Raw genomic sequence first — 25,128 nt, forward strand, 5'->3', positions numbered from 1 at the left:
AACGGCGGTGTTCATGGGTCCCGGACAAGCGCTGCGCGCTTTCCGGGATGACACAGCTACTTGCTCAGTTTCAGCGCCGGCAGGGTCGAGGCCTCCTCCGCGTCGAGCTGGGTCTTGCGGAAGTGGGTGCGCACGCCGCTGTCCTTGCCGAACTCCATGAGCTGGTCGCGCGCCGGGCTGTAGGCCGGCCAGTCGGTCGCGCCGCATTTCGGGACGCTGGTCTTGGCGAAGGCCACCCAGCAGGCGTGCATCAGGTTCGCCACCTCCTGGTCCTTGGCGCTGACCATGCTCATCGGCGTGCGTCGGCCCCAGTAGTCCCAGACGTACTGGATCTCGTCGGCGTGGCTGGCGCGGGTCTTCGACGCCGGGAAGCGCGAGCCGACATAGGAGAAGTAGTACAGCCAGGTGGGTTTGCCGCCGGAGGTCTGGGCGGCGATCCAACGGGCCGGGCCGCCCATCACCCGGTCGGTGAACACCGCGCGGGCGAAGGTGTCCGGTCCGGCCGCCGCCTCGGCCGCGTAGGCCGGCTTCAACCCCGCCGGGATGCGCGCCAGCGCCGCTTCGCCCAGCGTCATCGGGCCCATCAGCGAGTCCTCGCCGGAGTTGGAGCCGATGATCAGCCGCACGTCTGGGACCTGGCCGCGGGCGATGGCCTGGGTGGCCGTCTCGGTCATCAGCTTGCCGTCGATGAAGGGCTCGTAGTTGTCGTTCACCGGCACGAGCGCGTCGGCCGGCAGCGCGCGCAGTTCGGCCGCCGTGGAGGCCTTGATCCCGGCGCGCTCAAGTGACCTGATCCCGTCGGCCTCCTTGTCGGCCAGGGTCTTGGGCGCGAACCAGCCCAGGCCGCTCTCGACGATGGCCTTCTGGTAGAGACCCCTGGCCGAGGGCGTCGCCAGCAGCGCCAGGGTGCTCTCCCCGCCGGCGCTCTCGCCGAAGACCGTGACGTTCTGGGGATTGCCGCCGAACGCCGCGATGTTCCGCTTCACCCACCGCAAAGCCGCGATCTGGTCCATCAGGCCATAGTTGCCGACCGGATCGCCGGGCTTGGCGGCCTTGTCGATAGCCGGGTGGGCGAAGTAGCCCAGCGCGCCCAGCCGGTAGTTGATGGCCACCACCACGACCCCGTCGCGGGCGAAGTTCTCGCCGCCATAGATCCAGCCCGCGCCGGTGCGGTGGCCGCCGCCATGGATCCAGACCATCACCGGCGCGCCTTTCGCATGCGGCGGCGCGAAGACGTTGAGCTGCAGGCAGTCTTCCGACGTCGGGCCGTTGGCGCCGCCGGAGTTGGGCGTGCCGTTGGCGTTCATCGGCTGCGGGCAGGACGGGCCCGGCTCTGCGGCCGGCCGGGGCGCGGTCCAGGGCTTCACCGGCTGCGGCGGCGCCCAGCGCAGCGCGCCCACCGGCGGCGCGGCATAGGGGATGTTGCGGAAGACATCGGCCTTGCCCTCCGCCACGCCGACCACCGGCCCGGACTCTATCTTCACCGTCACCGGCTTGCCTTCCGCTGGCGGCAGGGCCTGGGCGACAGCGGCCCCGGCGATCAGGATTGCGCCAAATCCAACGGCGACGGCGAAATGGATCATCGGCGCTCTCCCCGGTTTCGGCCACGACCTTCCGGCGGGCGGCCCGGGCGGTCAAGGCGCGTCGGTGGCCGTCAGCCCCAGCCGTGCGGGTGCAGGAGGCGCGGGAAAAGCTGCAGGTAGCGCGGCTGGAAGAGGGCCATGCAGGCCGCGAAATAGGCGGTGGAGGCGACCAGGGCGAAGAGGAAAACCCCCAGGTCGGCGAGCGCCTTGCGTGAGGTCTGGACGATGCGCGCCACGCCGGCGGCGATCATCACCAGGTGGAAGAAGACGGCGGCGACGGCCACGAGCTGGTCGGCGTGGACCAGCTGGCCTGTCGTGAGCAGATGCTCCAGCGCGCGCAGGCCGCTGACGAAGAAGTTGGTGACGAAGAGGTTCGTGTAGTTCCAGAAGCCGGCGATCGCCACCGCCAGGAAATAGCCCCAGCGGTTGCGCCGCGACACCAGGGCGATCACCGCCAGGTACATGAGCGCCTGGAAGATATGCAGGACGATGATCGTCCGGTCGAAGGCGGCCGAAACGGCCAGGACCAGGATGAAGCCCGCGGCCCCCGCGATCAGCGCCCCGTCGAGGAATTTGCGCACGTTCGAGCCCCCGCGCGTTGCCTTCCCCATGGTCAAGTCGTGGCTGGCGGGACGCCAGTTAAATCGCGGTAAGGCGCAAGGCTGCGCCCGGGAAGGAACTTGACTCCTGGTGTTCTGGTTCTAGAACAAAACTGGAACGAAAGGAGTCCGGAAGGTCATGTCCGATTTTCGCGCCTCCCTTCCGCGGGATGGGCGGCTTTCCGCCGTGCGGGCGAAGATCGCCGCCCTGGAGACGGCCGCGCGTCCGGACGCCGGCGCCCTGCCGTTCGGCGACGCGCGGATCGACGCCTGCCTGCCGGGCGGCGGCCTGCCGCTTGGCCGCTGGCACGAAGTCTGCGCCGAGGGCCTGGAGACCGAGGTCGCCGCCGCCCCGGCCGCCTTCACGGCGCTGATGGCTTCTCCGCTCGCCCGCAAAGGCCCATCCGGGGGCGAGGTGGTCTGGGTGCTGCGCCGCGACGACCTCTGGGCGCCGGGCCTGGCCGGGCTGGGGTTCCCCACGGCGCGGCTGATCCAGGTCTGCGCCCGCGACGAGGCCGAGGCGCTGTCGGTGATGGAGGACGCGCTCTCCACCGTGGGCGTGACGGCCGTGGTGGGCGAGATCGAAGCCTGCGACCTCACCGCCGGGCGCAGGCTGCAGCTGGCCTGCGAGAAGCATGGCGCGACCGGTTTCGTGATCCGCCGCCGGCCCTATGGCGGCTCCGCGACGCGCGAGGCCCCCGGCTCGGCCTCGGCCACCCGCTGGCGCGTGGCCTCGGCGCCGTCGGAGCCGCCGGTGGGCGAGTTCGGCCTGGGGCTCCCCCGCTTCCGCGCCGCCCTGGAGCGCTGCCGCGGCGGGCGGACCGGCGAGTGGCTGCTGGAAGCGGCCGGCGCCTACAATCTGGAGACGACGGATGTCGCGCATCCTCTGCGCCTGGTCGCCGAACTGGGCGATCGCCAACTGGCGCCGGCGCAATCCTTGCGACTGGCCGGCTGAGCCGTTTGCACTGATCGAGACCGTGCGCGCGGTGCGGCGGCTGTCGGCGGTGAGCGAAACGGCCAGCCGGCTCGGCTTGTCGGTCGGCCAGAAGGCCACCGACGCCATGGCCCTGGTCCCGGAGCTTGCGACCGCCGAGGCGGAGCCGCAGGCCGACGCCGCGGCGCTGATGGCGCTGGCCGACTGGTGCGTGCGCTTCTCGCCCGCCGTGGCCCTCGATGCGCCCGACGGCTTGTTCCTCGACGTGACCGGCGTCGATCACCTGTGGGGCGGCGAGGCGGCGATGTTGGCTGACCTGACCGAGCGGCTGGCGGCCAATGGGCTGCCGTTCCGCTCAGCCATCGCCGATACGCCCGGCGCGGCCTGGGCGCTGGCCCACTACGGCGAGGACGCCGCCATCGCCCCGCCCGGCGGCCAGGCTGTGCTGCTCAAGCCCCTGCGCCCCGCGGCCCTGCGCTTCGATCTGGAGACCTGGGCGCAGATCGAGCGGCTGGGCCTGCGCCAGGTGGGCCAGTTGATGGCGATCCCGCGCGGGCCCTTCGCCCGGCGTTTTGGGCGCGCCGCCCTCACCCGCCTCGACCAGGCGCTCGGCCGCGAGACCGAGGCGCTGCAGTTCCGCCGCCCGCCCAATCCCTGGTTCGCCCGCCTGGCCTTCGCCGAGCCGATCAGCGCCCCGGAGGACCTGGCCCGTGTGGCCTTCGACATTTCCGCCAGGCTGTGCGCGCGGCTGGAGACCGAGGGCCAGGGCGGTCGCCGCTTCGAGCTCTGCTACCACCGCCTGGACGGCAAGACCCTGCCGGTCCAGGTGGGCCTGGCGCTGCCCGGCCGCGATGCGCGCCGGCTCGGCAAGCTGTTCGCGCCCAAGCTGGAGACCCTCGACCCCGGCTTCGGGATCGAGGTGGTGACCCTGACGGCCGAGGGCGTCGAGCCGATCTCCGCGCGCCAGGGACGGCTGGACGCCGCTCGCGAGCCCACGCTCGAAGAAGGCCTGGCGCCCCTAGTCGACCGGCTCGTCAACCGCCTGGGCGAGGCGCGCGTCTGGCGGGCGTCGCCGGTCGAGAGCCACGTGCCGGAGCTTTCCGCAGACCGCGCCCGGCCGTTCGCCAGCAGGCCGAACGGCGCGCCCGAGGTCCGGCCTTGGGCGCGCGAAACGCCGCGCCCGACGCGCCTCTTCCGCCGCCCCGAACCGGTGGAGACGGTCATGGCCGCCCTGCCCGACGACCCGCCCAGCCAGTTCCGCTGGCGCGGCCAGCTGCATCGCGTGCGCCACGCCGAGGGGCCGGAGCGGATCGGCGAAGAATGGTGGAAGGGCGCGATCGAGGACGTCGATACCCGCCACGTGCGCGATTACTACCGCGTGGAGGACGCCGAGGGCCGCCGCTTCTGGTTGTTCCGCGCCGGCCTCTACGCCGACCCGCAGGACCCGCCGCAGTGGTGGATGCACGGGGTGTTCGGATGAGCTGCAACCAGGAAGACGCGATCCTTCTCCCCGTAAGGGGAGAAGGACAATGACCGCCCGCTATGCCGAGCTGCAGGCGGCCACCAACTTCTCCTTCCTGCGCGGCGCCTCGCATCCGTGGGAACTGGTGATCGGCGCCGAGGCCCTGGGGCTCGACGCCATCGGCGTCTGCGACCGCAACTCCCTGGCTGGCGTGGTGCGGGCCTGGTCGGCGCGCAAGGACCTGATCGAACAGAAAGGCCTGACGCAGGGGACCTTGCGGGTGTTCACCGGCTGCCGGCTCGATTTCGCCGACGGCTCGCCCAGCCTGATCGTCTATCCGTCGGACCGCGAAGCCTATGGGCGGCTGACCCGCCTGCTCACCGTCGGCCAGCGGCGCGCGAAGAAGGCGGAGTGCGAACTCACCTGGGCCGACTTCCTGGACCATGCCGAGGGTCAGCTCGCCCTGGTGGTCCCGCCGGAGCGGCTGGACGAGGCCTTCGCGGCCGATCTGCAGCGGATCGCGGGCGAACTGCGCGACGCCGTCTGGCTGGCGGCGGCGCGCCGCTATGGCCCGCGCGACCTGCAGCGGCTGTCGCAGCTCTCCGCCTTGGCTGAGGCGTCGGGCGCCCCGATGGTCGCCGTGGGCGACGTCCTCTACCACGGCCCCGAGCGGCGGCCGCTGCAGGACGTGCTGACCTGCATCCGCGAGAACTGCACGATCCAGGAGGCCGGCCTCAGGCTCCAGGCCAACGCCGAGCGGCACCTGAAGTCGCCCGCCGAGATGGCCCGCCTGTTCGCCAGGTTCCCGGGCGCGGTGGAGCGCAGCGTCGAGATCGCCGAGCGGATCGGCTTCGACCTCAGCCAGCTGCGCTACGAATACCCGGACGAGCCGGTGCCGCCGGGCGACACGGCGATCCATCACCTGCGCCGGCTCACCTGGCGTGGCGCCCAATATCGTTTCGAAAAAGGCCTGCGCCAGAAGGAACGCCGGACCATCAAGCGCGAACTCGACATCATCGAAAAGATGAATGTCCCCAACTACTTCCTGACTGTCCACGACATTGTCCGCTGGGCGCGCAGCAAAGGCATCCTATGCCAGGGCCGAGGCTCGGCGGCCAACTCCTGTGTCTGCTATTGCCTGGAGGTCACCGCCGTCGACCCCACCAAGGACGACCAGGATCTGCTGTTTTCGCGCTTCCTGTCCGAAGAGCGCGGCGAACCGCCAGACATCGACGTCGACTTCGAGCATGAGCGACGCGAGGAGGTGATGCAGTATGTCTATGATCGCTACACCCGCGCCCGGGCCGCCATCGTCGCCACCGTCATCCACTACCGGCCGCGTATGGCGATCCGACAGGTCGGCAAGGCGCTGGGCCTGACAGAGGACATCACCGCCGCCTTGGCCAATACGGTCTGGGGCAGCTGGGGCGGCGAGATCGCCGACGACCACATCCGCCAGGTGGGTCTGGATCCCCAGAATCCCGAAATCCTGCGCGCCACCAAGATCGCCGGACAGCTTCTCGGATTTCCGCGTCACCTGTCGCAGCATGTCGGTGGCTATGTCCTGACCCAACGGCGCCTCGACGAGACCGTGCCCATCGGCAACGCCGCCATGAAGGACCGCACCTTCATCGAATGGGACAAGGACGACATCGACGCCGTGGGTCTGATGAAAGTCGACGTCTTGGCTCTGGGGATGCTGACAGCCCTGAAGCGCAGCTTCGACATGCTGCCGCCCTTGCCCGACGGACGACGCATCACCGACATCTCGCATGTCCCTCAGGAGGATCCTGAGGTCTATGAGATGCTGTGCCAGGCCGATTCCGTGGGAGTCTTCCAGGTCGAGAGCCGGGCGCAGATGGCGATGCTGCCTCGGCTGAAACCCCGCAAATTCTACGACCTCGTCATCGAGGTGGCGATCGTCCGGCCCGGTCCCATTCAGGGGGACATGGTGCATCCCTATCTGCGGCGGCGCGAGGGTTCAGAGGAGCCGGAATATCCGGCGCCATCCCCGGAGCACGGCCCTCGGGACGAGCTCAAGCACGTGCTTCTGAAAACCTATGGCGTACCCCTGTTTCAGGAGCAGGCGATGCGGCTGGCTATCGATGCGGCCAAGTTCACCGACGACGAGGCCGATGGCCTGCGCCGTTCGATGGCCACGTTCCGGGCCGACGGCCGGCTTTGGACCTATCGGGACAAGTTCATCGAAGGGATGGTGCGCCGCGGCTACCAGCGCGACTTCGCCGAACGGTGCTTCAAGCAGATCGAGGGCTTCGGCTCCTACGGCTTCCCGGAGAGCCACGCGATCAGCTTCGCGATCCTGGTCTACGTCTCGGCCTGGGTGAAACACCATCACCCGGAGGTGTTCTGTGCATCCCTGCTGAACAGCCAGCCGATGGGGTTCTACCAGCCGGCGCAGTTGGTGCGGGACGCCAAGCAGCATGGCGTGGAGGTTCGGCCGCCCGATATCCAGGCCAGCGATTGGGATTGCACGCTCGAACCGGCCAGCGATCCCAACCAGCGGCTTCGCGCCTTGCGCCTGGGCCTGCGGCAAGTGAAAGGGCTCAAGAAGGACGAGATCGAAACCTTCATGACGCGGCGTAGCCAGGGCCTCTCTTCCCTGGACGACTACATCCTGCGCTCGGGTCTCTCCCGGCGCGGCCTGGAACTGCTCGCAGAGGCGGACGCCTTCAAGAGCCTGGGGCTCTCGCGCCGGGAAGCGCTTTGGATGGTGAAAGGCAAGGCCGACGAGGTCGGCGCGGAGCGGACGGCGCCGCTGGTCTCGCGCCAGAGCGTCAAGGAGGCCCAGGTCCAGCTGCCCTTCATGACCGCGCCGAAGGAGGTGGCGGAGGATTACCGCACCACCAGCCTGTCGCTGCGCCGCCATCCGGTGAGCTTCTATCGCCCCAGTCTCGACAAGCGCCGCGTGGTGACCTGCAAGACCCTGGGCGGCCTGCCGAACGGCGCGCGTGTCTCGGTGGGCGGCCTAGTGCTGGTGCGCCAGCGGCCCGGCACCGCCAAGGGTGTGGTGTTCCTGACGCTGGAGGACGAGACCGGCGTCGGCAACATCGTCTGCTGGCAGGATGTCTTCCAGGCCAACCGCAACACGGTGATGGGCGCCTCGTTCCTGATCGTCCACGGCCAGGTGCAGTCGGCCAACAATGTGGTCCACCTGGTGGCCCAGGGTTTCACCGACCTCTCCGGCCAGCTCGCCCGGATGCGCGACCATGAGGAGGGCCCTGGCGCGCCGGCGCCCTCGCCGCACGCCCGCGTGACTCAACGCCTCATCCGCAGCCGCGACTTCCATTGAGGCCGGACCCTGTCCCGTTTGGCGGCCAAACGGGATGAACAGAGTCCTCACTTTGACTTGAGAGCCCTTCCTATCCGCGCCCGATAATCATCAAGCGCGGGAAGGGCTCTTGGCGGCGGCGGCTTCCGTCGCCATGCTGAAGCTCATGACAACGGCGAAGAAGCCCCGGGTCCCACGGGGCCCGAATGCAGAGCGCAGGGCCGCGACACGGGCGAAGATCATGGAGGCGGCGGTGCGCTGCCTGGCGGAGTTCGGCTATGCGGCCACCTCCACGCCCCTGGTCGCAAAGCTGGCCAAGGTCAGCCGCGGCTCGCTGCTGCACCAGTTCCCGACCAAGACCGACCTGATGATCGCGGTGGCGCAATACGCCTCCGGCGCCCGCGGCGCGAAGGTACGCGAGACCCTGGCGCCCTTCCCCGACGGGCCCGACCGGTTCCTGCACGGCGTCGACGCGGTCTGGGCTTCGCTGCACACGCCGGCGGCCATCGCCCTCATGGAAGTGACCATCGCCGCGCGCAGCGACCCGGAACTCGCCGAGCGCTACCCGCAGTTCGCCGACGACCTGGAGGCGGGCCTGCACCGGGCCCGCACCCGCATGGCCGACTACCTGGGGGTGCCCGAACGGCTGGTGGAGATCGAGGCGGTCGCCCACCTGACGCGGGTGGCGCTGAACGGCCTGGCCATGGATTCGGTGTTCATCGGCCGCGCCTCGCCCGACGCGGACAAGGTGCTGGGCCTGCTGAAATCCCTGCGCCAGCAGGTCATCGACACCCTGCAATCCGGCGGCAAATCACCTGTAGGCAAGATTGACCGCAGATAGGGTCCGCGCCTAAGCTTCGGCCCAACAAAATCGGGGGCCGAGCCGCCAGATCGGCGCCTCCGGGGCAACGACAGGCTGGCGGGGAGGCAACATGTCCATCGACTCCAAATCCTCGGAGTCCGACCGCGCCGTCGTGTCGGATCGTCGTAGCGTGCTCCTCACCGGGGCGGCCCTGGTCGGCACGGGCCTGGCCGCCGCGGCCGCGGCGCCGAAGGCCATGGCCCAGGCGCCCACGCCACCGGCCGCCGCGCCCGCGGGCCTCGCCGCCGGTGGTGGATCGTCGAAGATCTTCCAGGTCACCGACACGGCCACCGGCAAGGTGCAGGGCATCGCCAACGGCCCGGTCTGGGAGTTCAAGGGCATCCCCTACGGCGCGCCCACCGGCGGCAAGAACCGCTTCATGCCGCCCCAGAAGCCGGCGCCCTGGAAGGGCGTGCGCGAATGCTTCGCCTTCATGCCGGTCTGCCCGCAGACCCAGGCCGACATCCGCGGCGAATATGGCCAGTTCATCATGTGGGACCGCCAGGTCGGCGGCATGGGCGAGGACTGCCTGTCGCTGAACGTCTGGACGACCAACATCGACCGCTCGGCCAAGAAGGCGGTGATGGTCTCCTTCCACGGCGGCGGCTTCGCCACCGGCTCGGGCAACGCCCCCGGCTTCGACGGCAAGAACCTCGCCTACTACGGCGATGTGGTGGTGGTGACGGTCAACCACCGGCTGGCGAGCTTCGGCTACACCAACCTGGTGGGCGCCGGCGCGCCGGAGGCCTTCAAATACGCCGGGGTCACCGGGGTCATGGACCTGGTCGCCTCGCTGCAGTGGGTGCGCGACAACATCGAGAACTTCGGCGGCGACCCCAGCCGGGTGATGATCTTCGGCCAGTCGGGCGGCGGCGCGAAGACCTCGACGGTGCTGGCCATGCCGCCGGCCAAGGGCCTGTTCCACCGCGCCGCGGTGCAGTCAGGCTCGGCGCTCAGACTGGTGACGCCGGAGGCCGGCGCGGCGACGGCCGAGAAGCTCCTGAAGCAGCTCGGCATCAGCAAGGCCAACATGGGCGAGCTGCAGAAGATCTCCTGGCAGCAGATCCTCGAGGCGCAGACCGTGGCCGGCGGCAACTTCTCGCCGGTGATCGGCACCGACGCCCTGCCGCACCATCCCTTCGACCCGGTCGCGCCGCCGGAGTCGGCCAATGTGCCGATCATCGTCTCCACCTGTCTGGAGGACGCGGCCCTCGGCCTGACCAACTTCACCCTGACCGAAGCCGGCCTCACGGAGCTGTTCGACCGGCGCTGGCCGGGCAAGGGCAAGGAGCTGGTCGCCCTCTATCGGCGCTACGACCCGATCGCCACGCCGTTCCTGATCCAGGCCCAGGCCTTCACCGACGCCGGCGCGCGGCGCGCGGCCTACACCCAGGCGGCCCGCAAGGCTGCGGCGGGCGGGGCGCCGGCCTATGTCTACCAGTGGAACTGGCGCACGCCCGGCTATGACGGCCAGTTCGGCGCGGTGCACGGGATCGATGTCTCGGCCTCGTTCCACTCGGTGCGCGACGGATTCTTCGACGGCTCGACGCCCGGCAAGAAGATGGCCGACCGGCTGGCCTCCAGCTTCTCGACCTTCGCCAAGACGGGCGACCCGAACAACCACCATATCCCGCCGTGGAAGCCCTACAGCGACGCCCAGCGCAATGTGATGCTGTTCGACAACGACACCCGCCAGGAGATGAATCCGCGCGCCGAGATCCGCGCCTGGTGGGACGCCAATCCGCCGGCCCCCGGGCCGCGCGGCTGAGCCTCGGAAAAGCGCCAAGACCAAGAACGGGGAGGACGAGATATGCCCAAGGACTCCAAGGCTGGGGACTCCAAGCTCAGCCGCCGCGACATGCTGCAGGTCGCCTCGCTCGCCGCCACGGCGGCGGGTGCGGTCGCCACGACGGCCAGGGCGCAGCCCGCGCTCGGCCAGCCGCCGGCCCCGGCCTCGTCCCGCATCCTCGGCAATTCGACGCCGGTCGGCGGCATCTTCTGGACGGTGGAGACCACCGCCGGGAAGGTGCAGGGCATCGCCAACGGGCGGGTCAAGGAATTCAAGGGCATCCCCTACGGCGCCTCGACCGGGGGCAAGAACCGCTACATGGCGCCGAAGAAGCCGACACCCTGGACCGGCGTGCGGAACTGCGTCGGCTACGGCCCGATCTCGCCGCAGACCCCCGCGGCGCTCGACAGCGACTATTCGATGATGATCGCCTGGGACCGGCACGTGGGCCCCGGCGGCATGGGCGAAGACTGCCTGAACCTCAACGTCTGGACGCCGAGCGTCAACGACAACGCCAAACGCCCGGTGCTGGTCAGCTTCCACGGCGGCGGCTGGGCCACCGGCTCGGGCAACGGGCCGATGTACGACGGCGCCCAGCAGGCGCGCCTGGGCGACGTGGTGGTGGTGACCGTGAACCATCGCTTGGCGGCCAACGGCTACCTCAACCTGACCGGCGTGGGCGCGCCGGCCGAGTTCGCCAACGCCGCCAACTGCGGCGTCATGGACATGGTGGCTTCCCTTCGGTGGGTTCGGGATAACATCGGCCGCTTCGGCGGCGACCCCGGCCGGGTGATGATCTTCGGCCAGTCGGGCGGCGGCTCGAAAACCTCGACCCTGCTGGCCACGCCCTCGGCCAAGGGCCTGTTCCACCGCGCCGCGGTGCAGTCGGGCTCGACGCTGCGCCAGGGCACGCAGGAGGAGACCACCCGCGAGGCCGAAAAGCTGCTCAAGACGCTCGGCATCGCCAAGGGCAATGCGGCGGCGATCCAGAAGGTCAGCTGGCAGCAGTTGCTGGAGGCCCAGGTGAAATCCGGCGGCAATTTCCGCCCGACGGTCGGCGACAAGACCCTGCCGCACCATCCGTTCGATCCGTCCGCGCCGGAGGAATCCGCCGACGTGCCGGTGATCATCTCCACCACCCTGCACGACGCGGCGCTGCGGCTCACCAACTTCGACCTGAACGAGGCCGGCTGCGCGGCCCTGTTCCGCCAGCGGTTCGGGGCCAAGGGCGAGGAGATCATGGCCGCCTACCGTCGCGAGAACGGCCGGCAATCCTGGTACCTGACCCAGGCCGAGGCCTTTACCGACGCCACCCGCGGCAACTCCCAGATCCAGGCGCTGCGCAAGGCCAGGCTCGGGCGCGCGCCGGTCTACATGTACGTCTGGGACTGGGAGACCCCGGCCTTCGACGGCAAGTTCGGCGCGGTGCACGGCCACGATGTGGAGGCGAGCTTCCACCTGTCGCGCAACCCGATCGGCGGCGCCGGCATGAAGCCCGGCCGGCAGATGAGCGACCGGCTGGCGGCCACCTGGGTGGCCTTCGCGACCTCGGGCGACCCGAACAACAACCTAATCCCACACTGGCCGGCTTATGAAGCCAGCAAGCGCGCGACCATGGTGTTCAACAACGAGATGCGGGTGGCGGACGACTACCGCGGCGACTTCGTGCGGATGATCTGCGACGCGGTCCCGACGATGCCGGACCCGCGCAAGGCGTAGCGAATACGCCCCTCCCGCCGGGGAGGTCTTGGGGTGCGGCGTCGATAGGGGCGCCGCCACGGTCCGGGGTTCCGGCTCCGGCGCTCAGCGCCGGGGCGACGCCTTCAGCTTTTTGATCGCATCGGCCAGCGGCTGTTCGGCGTCGCAATAGTCGGCCCAGGCCTTGGTGGTCTTCAGCAGGGCTGGCGCGGTGCGGATCGTATAGGCCTTGGGGTCGAGGCCCTTCTTCACCTGGCCCCAGGTCAGCGGGAAGCTCACCGTCGCGCCGGGCCGCGCGCGCGGCGACAGCGGGGCCACCGCCGTCGCCATGCGGTCGTTGCGCAGATAGTCGAGGAAGATGCGGCCCACGCGCTTGGCCTTGGCCATGTTGACCACATAGCGGTCGGGCTCATCGGCGGCGATCGCCAGGCAGACGTCCTGGGCGAAGGTCTTGGCGGTCTTCCAGTCCATCTTGCCGCCCTTCCCGGTCTTTGGGCCGCCCGTCAGCGGGGTCACCACGTGAAGCCCCTTGCCGCCGGTGGTCTTGCAGAAGGCTGCGAGGCCCAGGGCCTCCAGCCTTTCCTTCACGGTTTTCGCCGCCTCGATCACGCGATCGAAGGCGATGTCCTCGTCTGGGTCGAGGTCGAAGACCAGCCGGCCGGGAACCTCCGGCTGGCCGGGCTGGCAATTCCAGGGGTGGTATTCGACGGCGCCCTGCTGGGCCAGCGCCGCCAGGGCTTCGAGGCGGTCGACCTGCAGATAGGGCTTGTGGTCGCCGAACACCTTGACCTCGGTCAGCAGGGCCGAGGCGCCGCGGCCCAGGTGCCGCTGGAAGAACCGTTCGCCGCCGATGCCGTCCGGGGTGCGGATGACCGAGCAGGGCCGGCCCTTGATGTGGGTCATCATCCAGGGGCCGACGGTCTCGAGATACTGCGCGAGGTCGAGCTTGGTGACGGGCTCGCCGTCATGGCCGGCTTCCGGCCACAGCGCCTTGTCCGGATGGCTGAGGGTGACGCCCATGACGACCGCGGGTCCTGGCTTGGCCTTGGGAGGCGCAGCCTTGGCCCTCGGCGCGGGTTCGGCAAGCGCGGTCTTGGCGGCGGGCCCGGGCTTTTCGGCTTCCACCTGGTCGGCCGGCTTGTCCTCCCGCAGGGCCTTGAACGCTCCTTGGCGAACCATGCCGGAGCCGGTGAAGCCGGCGAACTCGATCTCGGCGACCAGGTCGGGCTTCGCCCAGTGCAGGTTCGCCGCCTTGCGGGGCGCGCCGGGGCCGGAGAACGGGCTCTCGCCCGTCTCGGCCTTCCGCAGCCGGGGCAGCACGCGCCGCACGGTCTCGGCGCCGAAGCCCGTGCCGACCTTGCCCACATAGACCAGCTTGCCTGCGCGATGGACGCCGACCAGCAGGGCGCGTAGCTGCCCGGCCTCGCCGGTCCAGCCGCCGATCACCACCTCGTGGCCACCACGGCACTTGGACTTCAGCCAGCTGCCCGTGCGGTCGGAGCGATAGGGCGCGCCGAGTTCCTTGGAAACCACGCCTTCCAGGTGCATGCGGCAGGCCGATTGCAGCACCGCGTCGCCGCCGGTCTCGAAGTGCTCGACGTAGCGCAGGCGCTTCTGGACCCGCTTGGGCGCGGCCTCGATCAGGGCCTTCAGCCGCGCCTTCCGATCGCTGAGCGGCAGGTTGCGCAGATCCTGGCCCTCGGCGAACAGCAGGTCGAAGGCGAAGAAGATCAGCTCGGCGGTCTTGCCGTCCGACAGCGCCGCCTGCAGGGCCGGGAAGTCGGGCGCGCCGTGGGCGTCGAGCGCACAGGCCTCGCCGTCGACCAGGCAGTCGGGCAGGGCCTCGCCGTCGCGGCCGATCTCGGGGAACCGGGTTGTCCAGTCCAGGCCCGCGCGGGTCTTGAGGCTCGCGCGGCCGCCTTCGACGCGCAACTGCAGCCGGTAGCCGTCGAACTTGATCTCGTGGCCCCAGCCGGCGCCCTGCGGCGGGCGATCCACCGACTTGGCGAGCTGCGGCGGCACGAAGCCGGGCAGGGCGGCGCCCTTCAGCTTCGGAGCGGACTTCGCCTTCAGCGCCGCCGGCTCACTCTCGTCGTCGGCCTCGGCGCGGTTGGATTTCCAGACGCGCTTGGCCTTGGCGCGCGCGTGGCCGGTCATGAACCGGGTCGGCCCCTTGCCCTTGCCTTCGGTGATCTGGTCCATCGAGCGGCCCGAGGCGACGGAGGTGGTCTCGTCCTCCGCCAGGGCCATGCCGTCGTGCTCCACCGAATAGCCGTCGTGGTGCTTGATCAGCAGCCAGTTGTCCTTCTTCTCCCGCTCGCGCCGCTTCATGCGCACCAGGACGAAACTGCCCTTCAGCCGCTCCCCGTCGAGTCGGAACTTGAAGTCGCCGCTCGCGAGACCCTTGTGCGGATCGCTCCCCGCTTCAGGCTCCCAATAGCCGCGGTCCCAAAGCATCACCGTGCCGCCGCCGTACTGGCCCTTGGGGATCGTGCCTTCGAAGTCGCCGTAGTCGAGAGGGTGGTCTTCCACTTGCACCGCCAGCCGGCGGTCCGCCGGGTCCATGGAGGGTCCCTTGGTCACCGCCCAGGACTTGAAGGTCCCATCCAGCTCCAGGCGGAAGTCGAAGTGCAGGCGCGTGGCGGCGTGCTTCTGGATCACAAAGCGCAAGCGGTTGGAGGCCCTGGCCGCGTCGGCGCCGCTGGGCTCCTCGGTGCGGGCGAAGTCGCGCATCGACCGGTAGCGGGCGAGATTGCGCTCCGCGGCGGCGCCAGAGGCCTTCTTCGGAGAGGCCTTCTTGGGCGCGGTTTTCCGGCGGGCCGCGGCCATGCTCAGCTCGCCAGCGCCCGAGGGCGCGCCTTGCCGCTTTCGGCGGCGCCTTCCAGGGCGCCCACGAAGGCGTCGCGCCAGGCGGTGACGTCCTCGCGCTGGACCCTTTCGAACAGCGCCTGCCAGCGGCGCACACGCTCGGGCTTCTCCATGGAGATTGCCCGCTTCAGCGCGTCGGCGATCTCCTCGGGGCTGTTGGGATTGATCAGCAGGGCCTCGCTCATCTGCCGCGCCGCGCCGGCGAAGCGCGACAGGATCAGGACTCCGGGATCGGCCGGGTCCTGGGCGGCGACGAACTCCTTGGCCACCAGGTTCATCCCGTCGCGCAGCGGGGTCACCAGCCCCACGCGGGCGGCGGCGTAGACCCCGGCCAGCTCGTCGCGCCGGTAGGTCCGGTTCACATAGCGGAACGGGTTCCAGTCCACGTCGGAGTACTCGCCGTTGATCCGCCCCGAGAGCGCGTCCAGCCGGGCGCGGATCTCCTGGTAGGCGTCGACGCTCTCGCGGCTGACCGGGGCGATCTGCAGCATCAGCACCTCGCGGCGCAGGCCCGGATTGTCCGCCAGGAACCGCTCGAAGCCCAGGAACCGCTCCTCCAGGCCCTTGGAGTAGTCGAGCCGGTCGACGCCCACGACCAGGTGGCGGAAGACGGTGGCCGCGGTCATCACGTCGCGCATTCGCCGCGCCTTGGCGCTCTTCAGCATGCGGGCGAAGTCGGTTGCGTCGATGCCGATGGGGAAGGCGCCGACCTTCAAGGTGCGGCCGAACGCCTTCAGGCGACCGGGCTCAGGCTGCGACCCGTGGGCTTCGATGAGCACATATTCCTCGAAGGCCTGCAGATATTCGGCGGTCTGGAAGCCGACCAGGTCGTAGTCGAACATCGCCTCCACCAGGCGGCTGTGGCCGGGCAGGGTGGTGAACACCTGGTGCGCCGGCCAGGGGATGTGCAGGAAGAAGCCGATCCGGTTCTTCACGCCCAGGGCCCGCAGCTCCCGAGCCAGCGGGATCAGGTGGTAGTCGTGCACCCAGACCAGGTCGCCCTCGCCGATCAGCGGCGCGAGCGTCTCGGCGAAACGGCGGTTCACCCGGCTGTAGCCCTCGCCATAGACCCGGTCATAGGCGGCCAGGTCGGTGCGGTAGTGGAACAGCGGCCAGAGCGTGCGATTGGCGTAGCCGTTGTAGTATTCGTCGAGGTCGCCGGGCTCGAGGTCGATCAGGCCGGTGGTGACGCCGCCCACGGTCTGCATGGAAACCTTGCCGTCGAACTCCGGCGTGGTCTTTCCGCTCCAGCCGAACCACAGGCCGGAGTACTGGCGCAGCGCCGCGGACAGCGCCATGGCCAGGCCGCCAACAGTCTCCTCGCCCTCGCCGGCCGGCGGGTTCACCCGATTGGAGACCACGATCAGCCGGCTCATCCTGCTTCGCTCCCTTTGGGAGCTTCGCAGCACGGGTCCTGGGGGAACCCTCCGAAGCCTTGGCGAAGGAGGGTCATCTGCTGGCCTCCAGCCAATCCAGGGCCGCGGCTACGTCGTCCAGCCGGAAGCGCGCGCCGGTGGGCCGGGGCGGCCCCACCAGGACGCCGAAGCCGCCCAGGGCTTCGGCGGCGGCGAAGCCGTCCTCGTCGGTGGCGTCGTCACCCATGAACACCGGTCGGGCGCCGGCGAAACAGGGCTCGCCCATGAAGGCGCGCAGGCTGTCGCCCTTCCGCGCGCCGGGGGTGCGCAGCTCGGCCACCATGTCGCCGCTCTGTAGGCCGAGCCCGGTTTCCTGGGCGAGCTCGCGGGCGAAGGCGCGCGCGGCCGGCGCGTGCTCCCGCGCCTGGCGGAAATGTAGGGCGACGGAGAGGCCGGCCTTGTCCTCGACCAGCAGGCCGGGATCGCGCACCGCGAAGGTGCGCAAGGCCGCCGCCGCGCGCGGCACGGCCGGATGCGGCCGGGTCTCGGTCACCAGCCCGTCGGCGTCGCGGCGGACCAGGCCGTGGACCGCCGCCACCGCCGGCACGCAGCCCTCCAGGATGTGATCCACGTCGCTGAGCGTGCGCCCGGTGATCACCGCCAGCCGCCCGTTCAGCCGCCGCGCGAGGCTTTCGAGCAGGTCCGTCCGGCGCGCGTCAGGGCCGACGTCCTGTGGCCGCGCGGCGATCGGCGCGAGCGTCCCGTCCAGGTCCAGGAACAGCGCCGTCTCGGCGAGCCGAAGGGGGCGTGGCGGTGGCGTCGACAGGTTTGAGATATTCTGGACGGTCATTCCCCACTCGCGATCCCTGGCCCCACTCGTGATCCCTGGCCCATGGACGGAACGCTTCAGCCGGATGTTCGCTCCACGAGGGATCGAAAGCTAAGCCGGCCATACCGTTCGGCCCGCAAAGGGGCGGCCGTTGATGATCCGGGCGGCAAACCGCGCTATGCGGTCGGACGAAGCGACCACCTTGGAGGACCCATCCGATGGCCAAGCCGCCACCGGCCGAGACGCAGGCCGACGCCCTTGTCCTGTTCGGCGCCACCGGCGACCTGTCGCGGCGGATGCTCCTGCCGTCGCTCTACTTCCTCGACGCCGACGGTCACCTGCCCGCGGACTTCAAGATCGTGGGGTCGGCCCGCACCGCCCTCAGCCGCGAGGCCTTCGTGGCCGAGGTGCGGAAGATCCTTGAGGCGCGGCCCGAGCCGATCGACGACGGTGTCTGGGAGCGGTTCTCCAAGCGGCTGGACTATGTGGCCGGGGACGCCACCACCAAGGCCGGCGCCACCGAACTCAAGCCGCACCTGAAGGGCTTCGCGCGGCCGATGTTCTTCCTGGCGATCTCGCCCAGCCTCTACGCCAAGGTCTGCACCGCGCTCGGCGAGGCGGGCCTCGCCCACGACGACAGCCGCGTGGTGCTCGAAAAGCCGATCGGCCGCGACCTGGAGAGCTCGCGCGCGCTCAACGAGGCGGTGGGCCAGGTTTTCTCGGAGGAGCGGATCTTCCGGATCGACCACTATCTGGGCAAGGAGACGGTGCAGAATCTGATCGCCCTGCGCTTCGCCAACACCCTGTTCGAGCCCCTGTGGAACAACCTGACCATCGACCACGTGCAGATCACCGTGGCCGAGACGGAAGGGGTCGGCGACCGCTGGCCCTACTACGACGAGTACGGCGCCCTGCGCGATATGCTGCAGAACCACATGCTGCAGCTGCTGTGCTTCGTGGCCATGGAGCCGCCGGCCGACATGGACCCGCGCTCGGTGCGCAACGAGAAGGTCAAGGTGCTGCGCTCCCTGCGCCGCTACACCCGCGCCGAGGCGCAGGCCTGCTCGATCCGCGGCCAGTACGGCAAGGGTGTGGTGGCCGGGAAGGAGGCGCCGTCCTACGAGAGCGAGCGCGGCAAGACCACCACCACCGAGACCTTCGTCGCCCTGCGCGTGGACATCGACAATTGGCGCTGGGCCGGCGTGCCCTTCTTCATGCGCACCGGCAAGCGGATGCCCGAGAAGCGCACCCAGATCGTCATCCAGTTCAAGCCTGTGCCGCACTCGATCTTCGGCGACGGGGCCAGGAACGACATGGTGGCCAACCGGCTGGTGATCGACCTGCAGCCGCAGGAGGATATCGCGCTCACCTTGATGAACAAACTTCCAGGGGTGTCGAAAGGTGGCATGCGCCTGCAGTCCATGCCGTTGTCGCTGTCGCTGCTCTCGACCTACGAGGGGCCGGGCGCGCGGCGGCGGATCGCCTATGAGCGGCTGTTGATCGACGTGCTGCACGGTGACAACACCCTGTTCGTCCGCCGCGACGAGGTGGAGGAGGCCTGGCGCTGGATCGACGGCGTGGCCGACGCCTGGGCCGAGGCCGGCATGACGCCCAAGCCCTACGCCGCCGGCTCCTGGGGGCCCGCCGGCGCCTTCGCGCTCATCGAACGCTCGGAGCGCGCGTGGCTCGACTAGCGGTCCGCAAGACCATCATTTGATGTTCTGCGGTCAACCGCCGCGGGAATCTGATCCCCGCCGCTGAATATTTCATGCTATCAAGGGTTTGACGACCTGGGGCGTGAGTATTCTGGGGGGTTGATGTTCAAGGTAGCGAGCAAAGAGCGCGCGCCGCGCCCCAAGCGGCTGCGCGAAGGCCTTCCGCTCAGCCCGAACGAGGAGCGCTACCTCCTGGCCGAAGAACTGACCGGCCAGGTCTACATCGCCCCCACCGCAACCCGGATCTTCGGGGTGATCGACATTCCCGGCACGGAAGCCGCGATCCGCAAGACCTGCGAGCGCCATGAGGCGCGGCGCACCGGGTTCGAACGGGGCGCCGACGGGCAGTTCACCAAGTACATCGAGGACCAGCCCCAGGTCCGGATGAAGAGGATCGCCATGCCCGGCGCCTCGGAGGCGGAGATCCGCGACGCCGTCCGGGCCTATCTCTACGCCAAGGCCGACTACACCCCGGAGAACCTGCACCGTTATCTGCTGATCCACCTGGGCCCTGACGACCACGTCCTGGCCTACGGCTTCCACCACGCGACCTCCGACGGCGTCACCGCCAACGCCTTCGCCATGGAAACCTTCATGCGCGTGATGGGCTTCGACAATGACGCGCCGCCCGTGCAGTACAGCGATTACTGGAACTACGACTGGCGCAACTCAGAGCCCTATCGCCAGGCCGAGGCGTTCTGGAAGGACCGCATGGCCGGGCTGGAGGCAGGCGGCCAGCTTCCCCCCGATCGCCGCTGCGCCCGCCAGCCCGGCGCGCGCGACGTGGTGCGCCCCGGCGTCATGCTTCCGATCTCGGCCGAGGTCGCCGCTGCGACCAAGGCGGCGGCCGACGAGATCGGGGTTAGCCACTTCAACTTCTTCTACGCGACCTATCTGGTGCTCCTGTCACGCCTTACCGGCGCGGCGCGGGTCTGCACCACCTTCCAGAGCGCCGGCCGCCGCGGCAAGGCCGGGGCGGAGGCCGCCCACGGCGTCTTTTCCAACAAGCTGATCCTGGGCGCGCCGGTCCGCGAGGACGAGTCGATCCGCGCCCTGGCCGGCCGGGTCCGCGGGGAGATCCGCGACGCCATCGCCCACGAGATCTTCCCCTATCACCATGTGATCCGCGCCACGGGCGTGCATCCGCGTTTTGCGATCAACTGGTATCCGTCCAGCCACATCAACACCGCCCTGGCGGACCTGCGCTTCGAGTCCATCGACCTGGTGGAGAACCAGGACGACGACGACCTGAACGTCCGCGTCTTCACCTTCGACCAGGGGATGTTCCTGACCCTGTTCCACAACCCCGAGGTCCTGAGCGAGGTGCGGGCGCGCTCGATCGGCGAGCAGCTCGCGGCGCTCGCGGGCGCGCTGGCGGCGGACGTGGATCGGCCGACGGGCGAGGTGCGGCTGGCCGACCTGGCGCCGCCCGGCCTCTTGCCCGACCCGGCCGCGACGCTTGCGCCCGCCGTGGGCGGGCCGGTTTTCGCCGCCTTCCTCGAACAGGCGCGGGCGACGCCCGACGCCGTGGCCATCGAACACGCCGGCTCGAGGATGACCTACGCCGAGCTGGAGAAGGCGTCGCGGGCGACCGCGCGCAGCCTGCAGGCCCTGGGGCTCGCCGCCGCCGACCGGGTCGCCATCCTGGCCGAGCGCGGCCCGGAGCTGGTCGTGGCCATGCTGGGCGCCTTGCGCGTGGGCGCGCTCTTTGCGGTGCTCGACGCCGGGCATCCCGAGCCCTACCTGGCGAGCCTCGCGGAGATCGCCGCGCCACAGGCGATCCTGCGCGCCGGCCGCCCCGATCTCGATCCGCTCGCCGAGCGCCTGGCCCAGCCGTTGCGGGCGGCCACGCTCGCTGTCTCATACGATTCGACCGATGCCGAAGTAATCCTGCAAGGCCTCGACGAGGCCCGCGCCGACGATCCGGCCTATATGCTGTTCACCTCCGGCAGCACGGGACGGCCCAAGGGCGTCGCTTGTTCGCATGCGCCGCTCACCGACTTCCTGGCCTGGCAGGCGAGGACCTTCGGCCTGACCGCCGCCGACCGCTTCAGCCTGGCCGCCGGCCTGTCGCACGACCCGGTGCTGCGCGACATCTTCGGGCCGCTGTCGATCGGCGCGACCCTGCTGATCCCCGACCAGCCGCTGCAGGCGCCCGGCCAGCTCGCCGCGTGGCTGGCCGCGTCGCGGGCCACGGTGGCCCATCTCACCCCGTCCATGGGCCAGATCCTGACCGCCGGGGCGCCGCCGGCTCTGCCGGCGCTGCGGCGGCTGTTCTGGGGTGGCGAGCCTCTGCGGCCCGCGCTCGCCGCCGCCGTCGCCGACCTCGCGCCGGCCGTCGAGCAGGTCAATTTCTACGGCGCGACCGAGACCCCTCAGGCCGCCGGCGCCTTCCGGCTGGACGGCGATCCGGATTGGGCGACAGTTCCGCTCGGCCAGGGCTCGGAAGGCTTCCAGCTGCTGGTCGTCGACGCCGACGGCCGCCCGCTGGGCGTGGGCGAGCCCGGCGAGATCGCCGTGCGCTCGGCGCGGCTCAGCCTGGGCTATGTCGAGTGCGGCCGCATCCGGTCCGCTGACGACCACATCCTCGATGCGACCGGGGCCGCCCTCTACCGCACCGGCGACCGGGGCTACCACCTGCCGGATGGGGCGGTGATGTTCACCGGCCGCGCCGACGATCAGGTCAAGGTGCGTGGCCATCGCGTCGAGCTCGCCGAGGTCACGGCCGCCCTGGCCGAGCGGGCCGGCGTTCGGGCGGCGGCGGCCGTGGCGGTCGGGGACGGCGACCATCCGCGCATCGTAGGCTTCGTGACGACGGCGCGCGGCCTCGATCCCGAGACGTTGAAATCAAGCCTTGCGGCGAGGCTGCCGGGTCACCTCGTTCCGCATGAGATCCGCCGCCTGGACGCCCTGCCCCTGCTGCCCAACGGCAAGGTCGATCGCCGCGCGCTTATGGCGCTCGCCGCCGCGGGGCCGGCGCTGCCGCCCAAGCCCGCCGCCAACGCGGTCGAACGGAGCTTGATGGAGGCCTGGAGCAGTCTGCTGGGGGTCAAGACCATCTCGAGCGAAGCGACCTTCGCCAGCCTCGGCGGCGACAGCCTCTCCTACGTCCAGGCGTTCCTGGCGCTGGAGGAGACGATCGGCGAGCCGCCGGAGGACTGGCCGCAGATGACCATCGCCGACCTCGCCGCGCGCAAGACCGAACGCGGGGCCGCCGGCGTCATCGACATGCCGATCCTGGTGCGCTGCGGATCGATCCTGCTGATCCTGGCGAAGCACTTCAACCTGATCGACTATGGCGGCGGGGCGACGAGCCTGCTGATGCTGGTGTCGGGCTACATGCTGGGCGCGCTCGCCCTGCCCGAGGCGTTCCGGCGCCGCAGCGCCTCGCCGCTGCTGCGCAACCTCGTGACCATCCTGATCCCGACCGCGATCCTCAGCGTCGCCCTCTACGCCTTCCGCTCCTTCGGCCATTCGCCGCAGCTCTACATCCTGACGCTTTCGGCGGACCTGCAGGACTGGCGCCGCGCGAACCCGCAGGACCTCTACCTCTGGTACGCCCACTGCCTGCTGCACCTGATCCTGTTCCTCTACCTCGCCGTCCTGGGCCTGCAGATGGTCAAGGGGTTCGACCTGGGCCTCAGGCGCTTCCTCATCGGCCTGTTCGTGGTCGGCTGCCTGGGCCGCTTCGGCCTTCCCTGGTTCCTCGATCACGGCTTCTTCGATCCGCGCCAGAGCCATCTGGTGATGCTCTACCTGCTGCCCACGACGCACCTGGCCACCGTGGCCCTGGGCGGGCTGGCGGCGAATGTCGCCGCCCGGTCGGAGCGGCTGTTCTGGAGCTGGGTCATCGTCCTCTATGCCGCGGCGAGCGCCTGGTGCTTCGGCCCCATGCAGGCCGTCTTCCTGTTGAGCGCCCTGCTGCTCGTCACCCTGCCGCGGGTGCGCCTGCCGAACTGGGCGCGCGGAGCCGTGCTCGACGTCGCCGGCGCCTCGCTCTGGCTCTACCTCACCCACATGATGGTCAGGGACGGCATGCTGCACCTGTTCGGCCGACCCTATCCCCTGGCGGGTTTCGTGATCGCGCTCGGCGTCGGCCTGGGCGCGTGGCGGCTGTGGCGCAAGGCGATCGCGACGTTCGGCCAGGCTGTCGGCCGTCCGGTCCCGGCGGCCGCCGAGCAGCCGGCGATCTAGCACTTCAGCGTCCGGGTGGCGCGCGGCGAGGCGCTTGGCCTAGCGCACGCTCGCCCACGGCCGCGACAGCAGGCTCGCGCAGTTGATCAGCCCGACCAGCGAATAGGTCTGCGGATAGTTCCCCCAGAGCTCCTTGCCGTCGAAGCTGATGTCTTCGCTGAGCAGGCCGGCGCGCGTGCGGCGGTCCAGCATGTCCTCGAACAGGTCCCGCGCCTCCTGGGTGCGGCCCGACAGGTGCAGCGCCTCGATCAGCCAGAAGGTGCAGAAGTTGAACGCCGTCTTCGGCTCGCCGAAGTCGTCCGGCAGGGCGTAGCGCAGCATGAACTTGCCGCGCCTGAGGCCCTTCTGCACCGCATCGATGGTCGCCAGCATGCGCGGGTCGTCGGCGGGGATATAGCGGACCTCCACCATCTGCAGCAGGCTCGCGTCGAGCTGGTCGCCGCCGAAGGTCGAGGCATAGCGGCCCAGCGCCGCGTTCCAGGCCCGCCGGTCGATGGTCTCGCGGATGTGCGCGGCGCGCGCGTTCCAGAACTCGGCGCGGTCGGACAGGCCCAGCCTCTGCGCCGCATTGCCCAGCCGGTCGCAGGCCGCCCAGCACATCACCGAGGAATAGGTATGCACCGCCTCGTGGCCGCGGAACTCCCAGAGGCTGGCGTCGGGCTGATCGTGCAGCTCGAAGGCCCGGTCGCCCACCCACTCCAGGGCCTTGAAATCCTCGACGCTGGCGGGCCGCAGCAACCGCTCGTCGAAGAAGGCCTGGACGGTGGAGAGCACGATCTGGCCGAACACGTCGTACTGCATGTGCTCGTGGGCCTGGTTGCCGATCCGCACCGGCCCCATGCCGCGGTAGCCCGACAGGTCGGGCGCGACCCGCTCGGTCAGCACCGGCTCGCGGCCGACGCCATAGACCGGCTGGATGCGGCCGTCCGGCCCGATCTGGTCCACCAGGTTGCGCAGGTAGGTGAGGTAGTTCTCCAGGATGTCCGCCGCGCCCAGCCGGTTCAGCGCCTGCACGACGTAGTAGGCGTCCCGGAGCCAGCAGTACCGGTAATCCCAGTTGCGGGCGATCTCGCCCGGTTCGACCGCGTGCTCCGGGATCGAGGTGGTCAGCGCCGCCACGATGGCGCCGGTGTCCTCGTGTGCGCAGAGCTTCAGGGTGATCGCCGCGCGGATCACCGCCGCCTGCCACTCCAGCGGCACATAGAGGGTTCGCACCCAGCGCCGCCAGTAGTCGGTGGTCTCGCGCAGCATGCGCAAGGTGGTGGTGGTGATGTCGTCGGCGAACGGCTCGTCGGGCCCCAGGAAGTAGGCGACCGGCTCCTCCAGGCGAAAAACCCGCTCGTCGGCGACGTGGCTGACCGGCCCGTCGGTGGTGAGCCGCAGGGTCGTCTCCCCGCCCACATAGCGGATGTGGTTGGACCCCACGGTGATGGCGGCCGGGGCCGCGCCATAGTCCACCGTGGGCCGCAGGCGGATCCGCACCCGGGGCGTGCCCGCCAACGGCCGGATGATGCGCACGAAGGCGAGCGGCCGGTAGAGCCGTCCGAACTGGCGGTAGCGCGGGCAGTAGTCGATGATCTCGACCTTGGCGCCCGACTGGTCGGTGATGATCGTCTCCAGGATCGGAGTGTTGCGCCGGTAGGCCTGGGCGATCGTCGCCTGGTTCTCCACGTCCACCGACCACAGGCCATAGCTGCCGTAATGCCTGTCCCCGTCCTCGCCGTCGCCGTCCCCGCCGCGCAACAGGGCCGAGAAGAACGGGTCGCCGTCCACGCGCGGCGCGCAGGCCCACACATAGCGGCCCTGCTCGTCGATCAGCGCGCTCGCCGCGCAGTTGCCGATCGGGAACAGCTCCAGGTTCTGGGTCAAGCGCGCATCCCCTTCTTTCGCCGCGCCCACGGCGCGGGGTGGAAAAACCCCTAGCTTGGCTGGTAACGCGCCTTGATCCGCT

At 70.1% G+C, this 25,128-nt stretch carries 14 protein-coding genes; 8 read left to right on the top strand and 6 right to left on the bottom strand.

Features of this window, described 5'->3' with window-relative positions:
* Nucleotides 1–56: 56 nt before the first annotated feature.
* Both VGL85_RS14665 and VGL85_RS14670 read right to left on the bottom strand, forming a co-directional pair.
* Entirely contained in the window at nt 57–1,583 is a 1,527-nt protein-coding gene (locus tag VGL85_RS14665; RefSeq protein ID WP_331589697.1) for a carboxylesterase/lipase family protein, read from the bottom strand.
* Between the two features lie 71 nt (nt 1,584–1,654).
* Nucleotides 1,655–2,164, bottom strand: coding sequence for a hypothetical protein (locus VGL85_RS14670; RefSeq protein ID WP_331589698.1), 510 nt, complete (start codon nt 2,162–2,164; stop codon nt 1,655–1,657).
* A gap of 157 nt (nt 2,165–2,321) precedes the next feature.
* Between VGL85_RS14670 and VGL85_RS14675 the strand changes: the two genes are divergently transcribed.
* From VGL85_RS14675 to VGL85_RS14700, 6 genes are all read left to right on the top strand, one after another.
* Nucleotides 2,322–3,137 (top strand): protein imuA, encoded by an 816-nt coding sequence (locus VGL85_RS14675; protein WP_331589699.1) that lies wholly within the window; start codon nt 2,322–2,324, stop codon nt 3,135–3,137.
* Nucleotides 3,055–4,596: a DUF6504 family protein gene (locus VGL85_RS14680; protein WP_331589700.1), complete on the top strand. Its 1,542-nt coding sequence runs from the start codon at nt 3,055–3,057 to the stop codon at nt 4,594–4,596. Before VGL85_RS14675 ends, VGL85_RS14680 begins: the two co-directional genes overlap by 83 nt.
* 49 nt (nt 4,597–4,645) lie before the next feature.
* A complete protein-coding gene (locus VGL85_RS14685; protein ID WP_331589701.1) occupies nt 4,646–7,888 on the top strand; it encodes an error-prone DNA polymerase in 3,243 nt (1,080 codons plus the stop codon).
* Nucleotides 7,889–8,108: 220 nt separating this feature from the next.
* Entirely contained in the window at nt 8,109–8,708 is a 600-nt protein-coding gene (locus VGL85_RS14690; RefSeq protein ID WP_331589702.1) for a helix-turn-helix domain-containing protein, read from the top strand.
* A gap of 91 nt (nt 8,709–8,799) precedes the next feature.
* Nucleotides 8,800–10,497 carry a carboxylesterase/lipase family protein gene (locus VGL85_RS14695; RefSeq protein WP_331589703.1) on the top strand — a complete coding sequence of 566 codons (1,698 nt, stop codon included), beginning with the start codon at nt 8,800–8,802 and terminating at the stop codon, nt 10,495–10,497.
* A 42-nt stretch (nt 10,498–10,539) separates the two neighbouring features.
* Nucleotides 10,540–12,237 (top strand): carboxylesterase/lipase family protein, encoded by a 1,698-nt coding sequence (locus tag VGL85_RS14700; protein ID WP_331589704.1) that lies wholly within the window; start codon nt 10,540–10,542, stop codon nt 12,235–12,237.
* An 84-nt stretch (nt 12,238–12,321) separates the two neighbouring features.
* Here the strand turns inward: VGL85_RS14700 and ligD are convergent, their stop codons facing one another.
* The 3 genes from ligD to otsB all read right to left on the bottom strand — a co-directional run bounded on the left by ligD (nt 12,322) and on the right by otsB (nt 17,289).
* The gene (gene ligD, locus VGL85_RS14705) at nt 12,322–15,045 is read right to left on the bottom strand and encodes a DNA ligase D (RefSeq protein WP_331589705.1); all 2,724 of its coding nucleotides are present in this window, start codon (nt 15,043–15,045) and stop codon (nt 12,322–12,324) included.
* 2 nt (nt 15,046–15,047) lie between these two features.
* Nucleotides 15,048–16,460, bottom strand: coding sequence for an alpha,alpha-trehalose-phosphate synthase (UDP-forming) (locus VGL85_RS14710; protein ID WP_331589706.1), 1,413 nt, complete (start codon nt 16,458–16,460; stop codon nt 15,048–15,050).
* Between the two features lie 73 nt (nt 16,461–16,533).
* Nucleotides 16,534–17,289 carry a trehalose-phosphatase gene (otsB, locus tag VGL85_RS14715; RefSeq protein ID WP_331589707.1) on the bottom strand — a complete coding sequence of 252 codons (756 nt, stop codon included), beginning with the start codon at nt 17,287–17,289 and terminating at the stop codon, nt 16,534–16,536.
* 197 nt (nt 17,290–17,486) lie between these two features.
* Between otsB and zwf the strand changes: the two genes are divergently transcribed.
* Nucleotides 17,487–18,962, top strand: a complete 1,476-nt coding sequence (zwf, locus tag VGL85_RS14720; protein ID WP_331589708.1) for a glucose-6-phosphate dehydrogenase — start codon at nt 17,487–17,489, stop codon at nt 18,960–18,962.
* A 123-nt stretch (nt 18,963–19,085) separates the two neighbouring features.
* A complete protein-coding gene (locus VGL85_RS14725) occupies nt 19,086–23,177 on the top strand; it encodes an amino acid adenylation domain-containing protein (RefSeq protein ID WP_331589709.1) in 4,092 nt (1,363 codons plus the stop codon).
* A 39-nt stretch (nt 23,178–23,216) separates the two neighbouring features.
* On the opposite strand, the gene VGL85_RS14730 is transcribed toward VGL85_RS14725, so the two are convergent.
* Nucleotides 23,217–25,046, bottom strand: coding sequence for a glycoside hydrolase family 15 protein (locus VGL85_RS14730; RefSeq protein WP_331589711.1), 1,830 nt, complete (start codon nt 25,044–25,046; stop codon nt 23,217–23,219).
* Nucleotides 25,047–25,128: the final 82 nt, after the last annotated feature.

This window comes from Phenylobacterium sp., from assembly GCF_036501465.1.
Classification (GTDB): Bacteria; Pseudomonadota; Alphaproteobacteria; order Caulobacterales; family Caulobacteraceae; genus Phenylobacterium.

Coding starts and splice junctions, on each gene's coding strand:
- ligD (WP_331589705.1), bottom strand. CDS start 15,045: ATGGCCGCGGCCCGCCGGAAAACCGCGCCCAAGAAGGCCTCTCCGAAG.
- VGL85_RS14710 (WP_331589706.1), bottom strand. CDS start 16,460: ATGAGCCGGCTGATCGTGGTCTCCAATCGGGTGAACCCGCCGGCCGGC.
- VGL85_RS14665 (WP_331589697.1), bottom strand. CDS start 1,583: ATGATCCATTTCGCCGTCGCCGTTGGATTTGGCGCAATCCTGATCGCC.
- VGL85_RS14700 (WP_331589704.1), top strand. CDS start 10,540: ATGCCCAAGGACTCCAAGGCTGGGGACTCCAAGCTCAGCCGCCGCGAC.
- VGL85_RS14680 (WP_331589700.1), top strand. CDS start 3,055: ATGTCGCGCATCCTCTGCGCCTGGTCGCCGAACTGGGCGATCGCCAAC.
- VGL85_RS14695 (WP_331589703.1), top strand. CDS start 8,800: ATGTCCATCGACTCCAAATCCTCGGAGTCCGACCGCGCCGTCGTGTCG.
- otsB (WP_331589707.1), bottom strand. CDS start 17,289: ATGACCGTCCAGAATATCTCAAACCTGTCGACGCCACCGCCACGCCCC.
- zwf (WP_331589708.1), top strand. CDS start 17,487: ATGGCCAAGCCGCCACCGGCCGAGACGCAGGCCGACGCCCTTGTCCTG.
- VGL85_RS14675 (WP_331589699.1), top strand. CDS start 2,322: ATGTCCGATTTTCGCGCCTCCCTTCCGCGGGATGGGCGGCTTTCCGCC.
- VGL85_RS14690 (WP_331589702.1), top strand. CDS start 8,109: ATGGAGGCGGCGGTGCGCTGCCTGGCGGAGTTCGGCTATGCGGCCACC.
- VGL85_RS14725 (WP_331589709.1), top strand. CDS start 19,086: ATGTTCAAGGTAGCGAGCAAAGAGCGCGCGCCGCGCCCCAAGCGGCTG.
- VGL85_RS14685 (WP_331589701.1), top strand. CDS start 4,646: ATGACCGCCCGCTATGCCGAGCTGCAGGCGGCCACCAACTTCTCCTTC.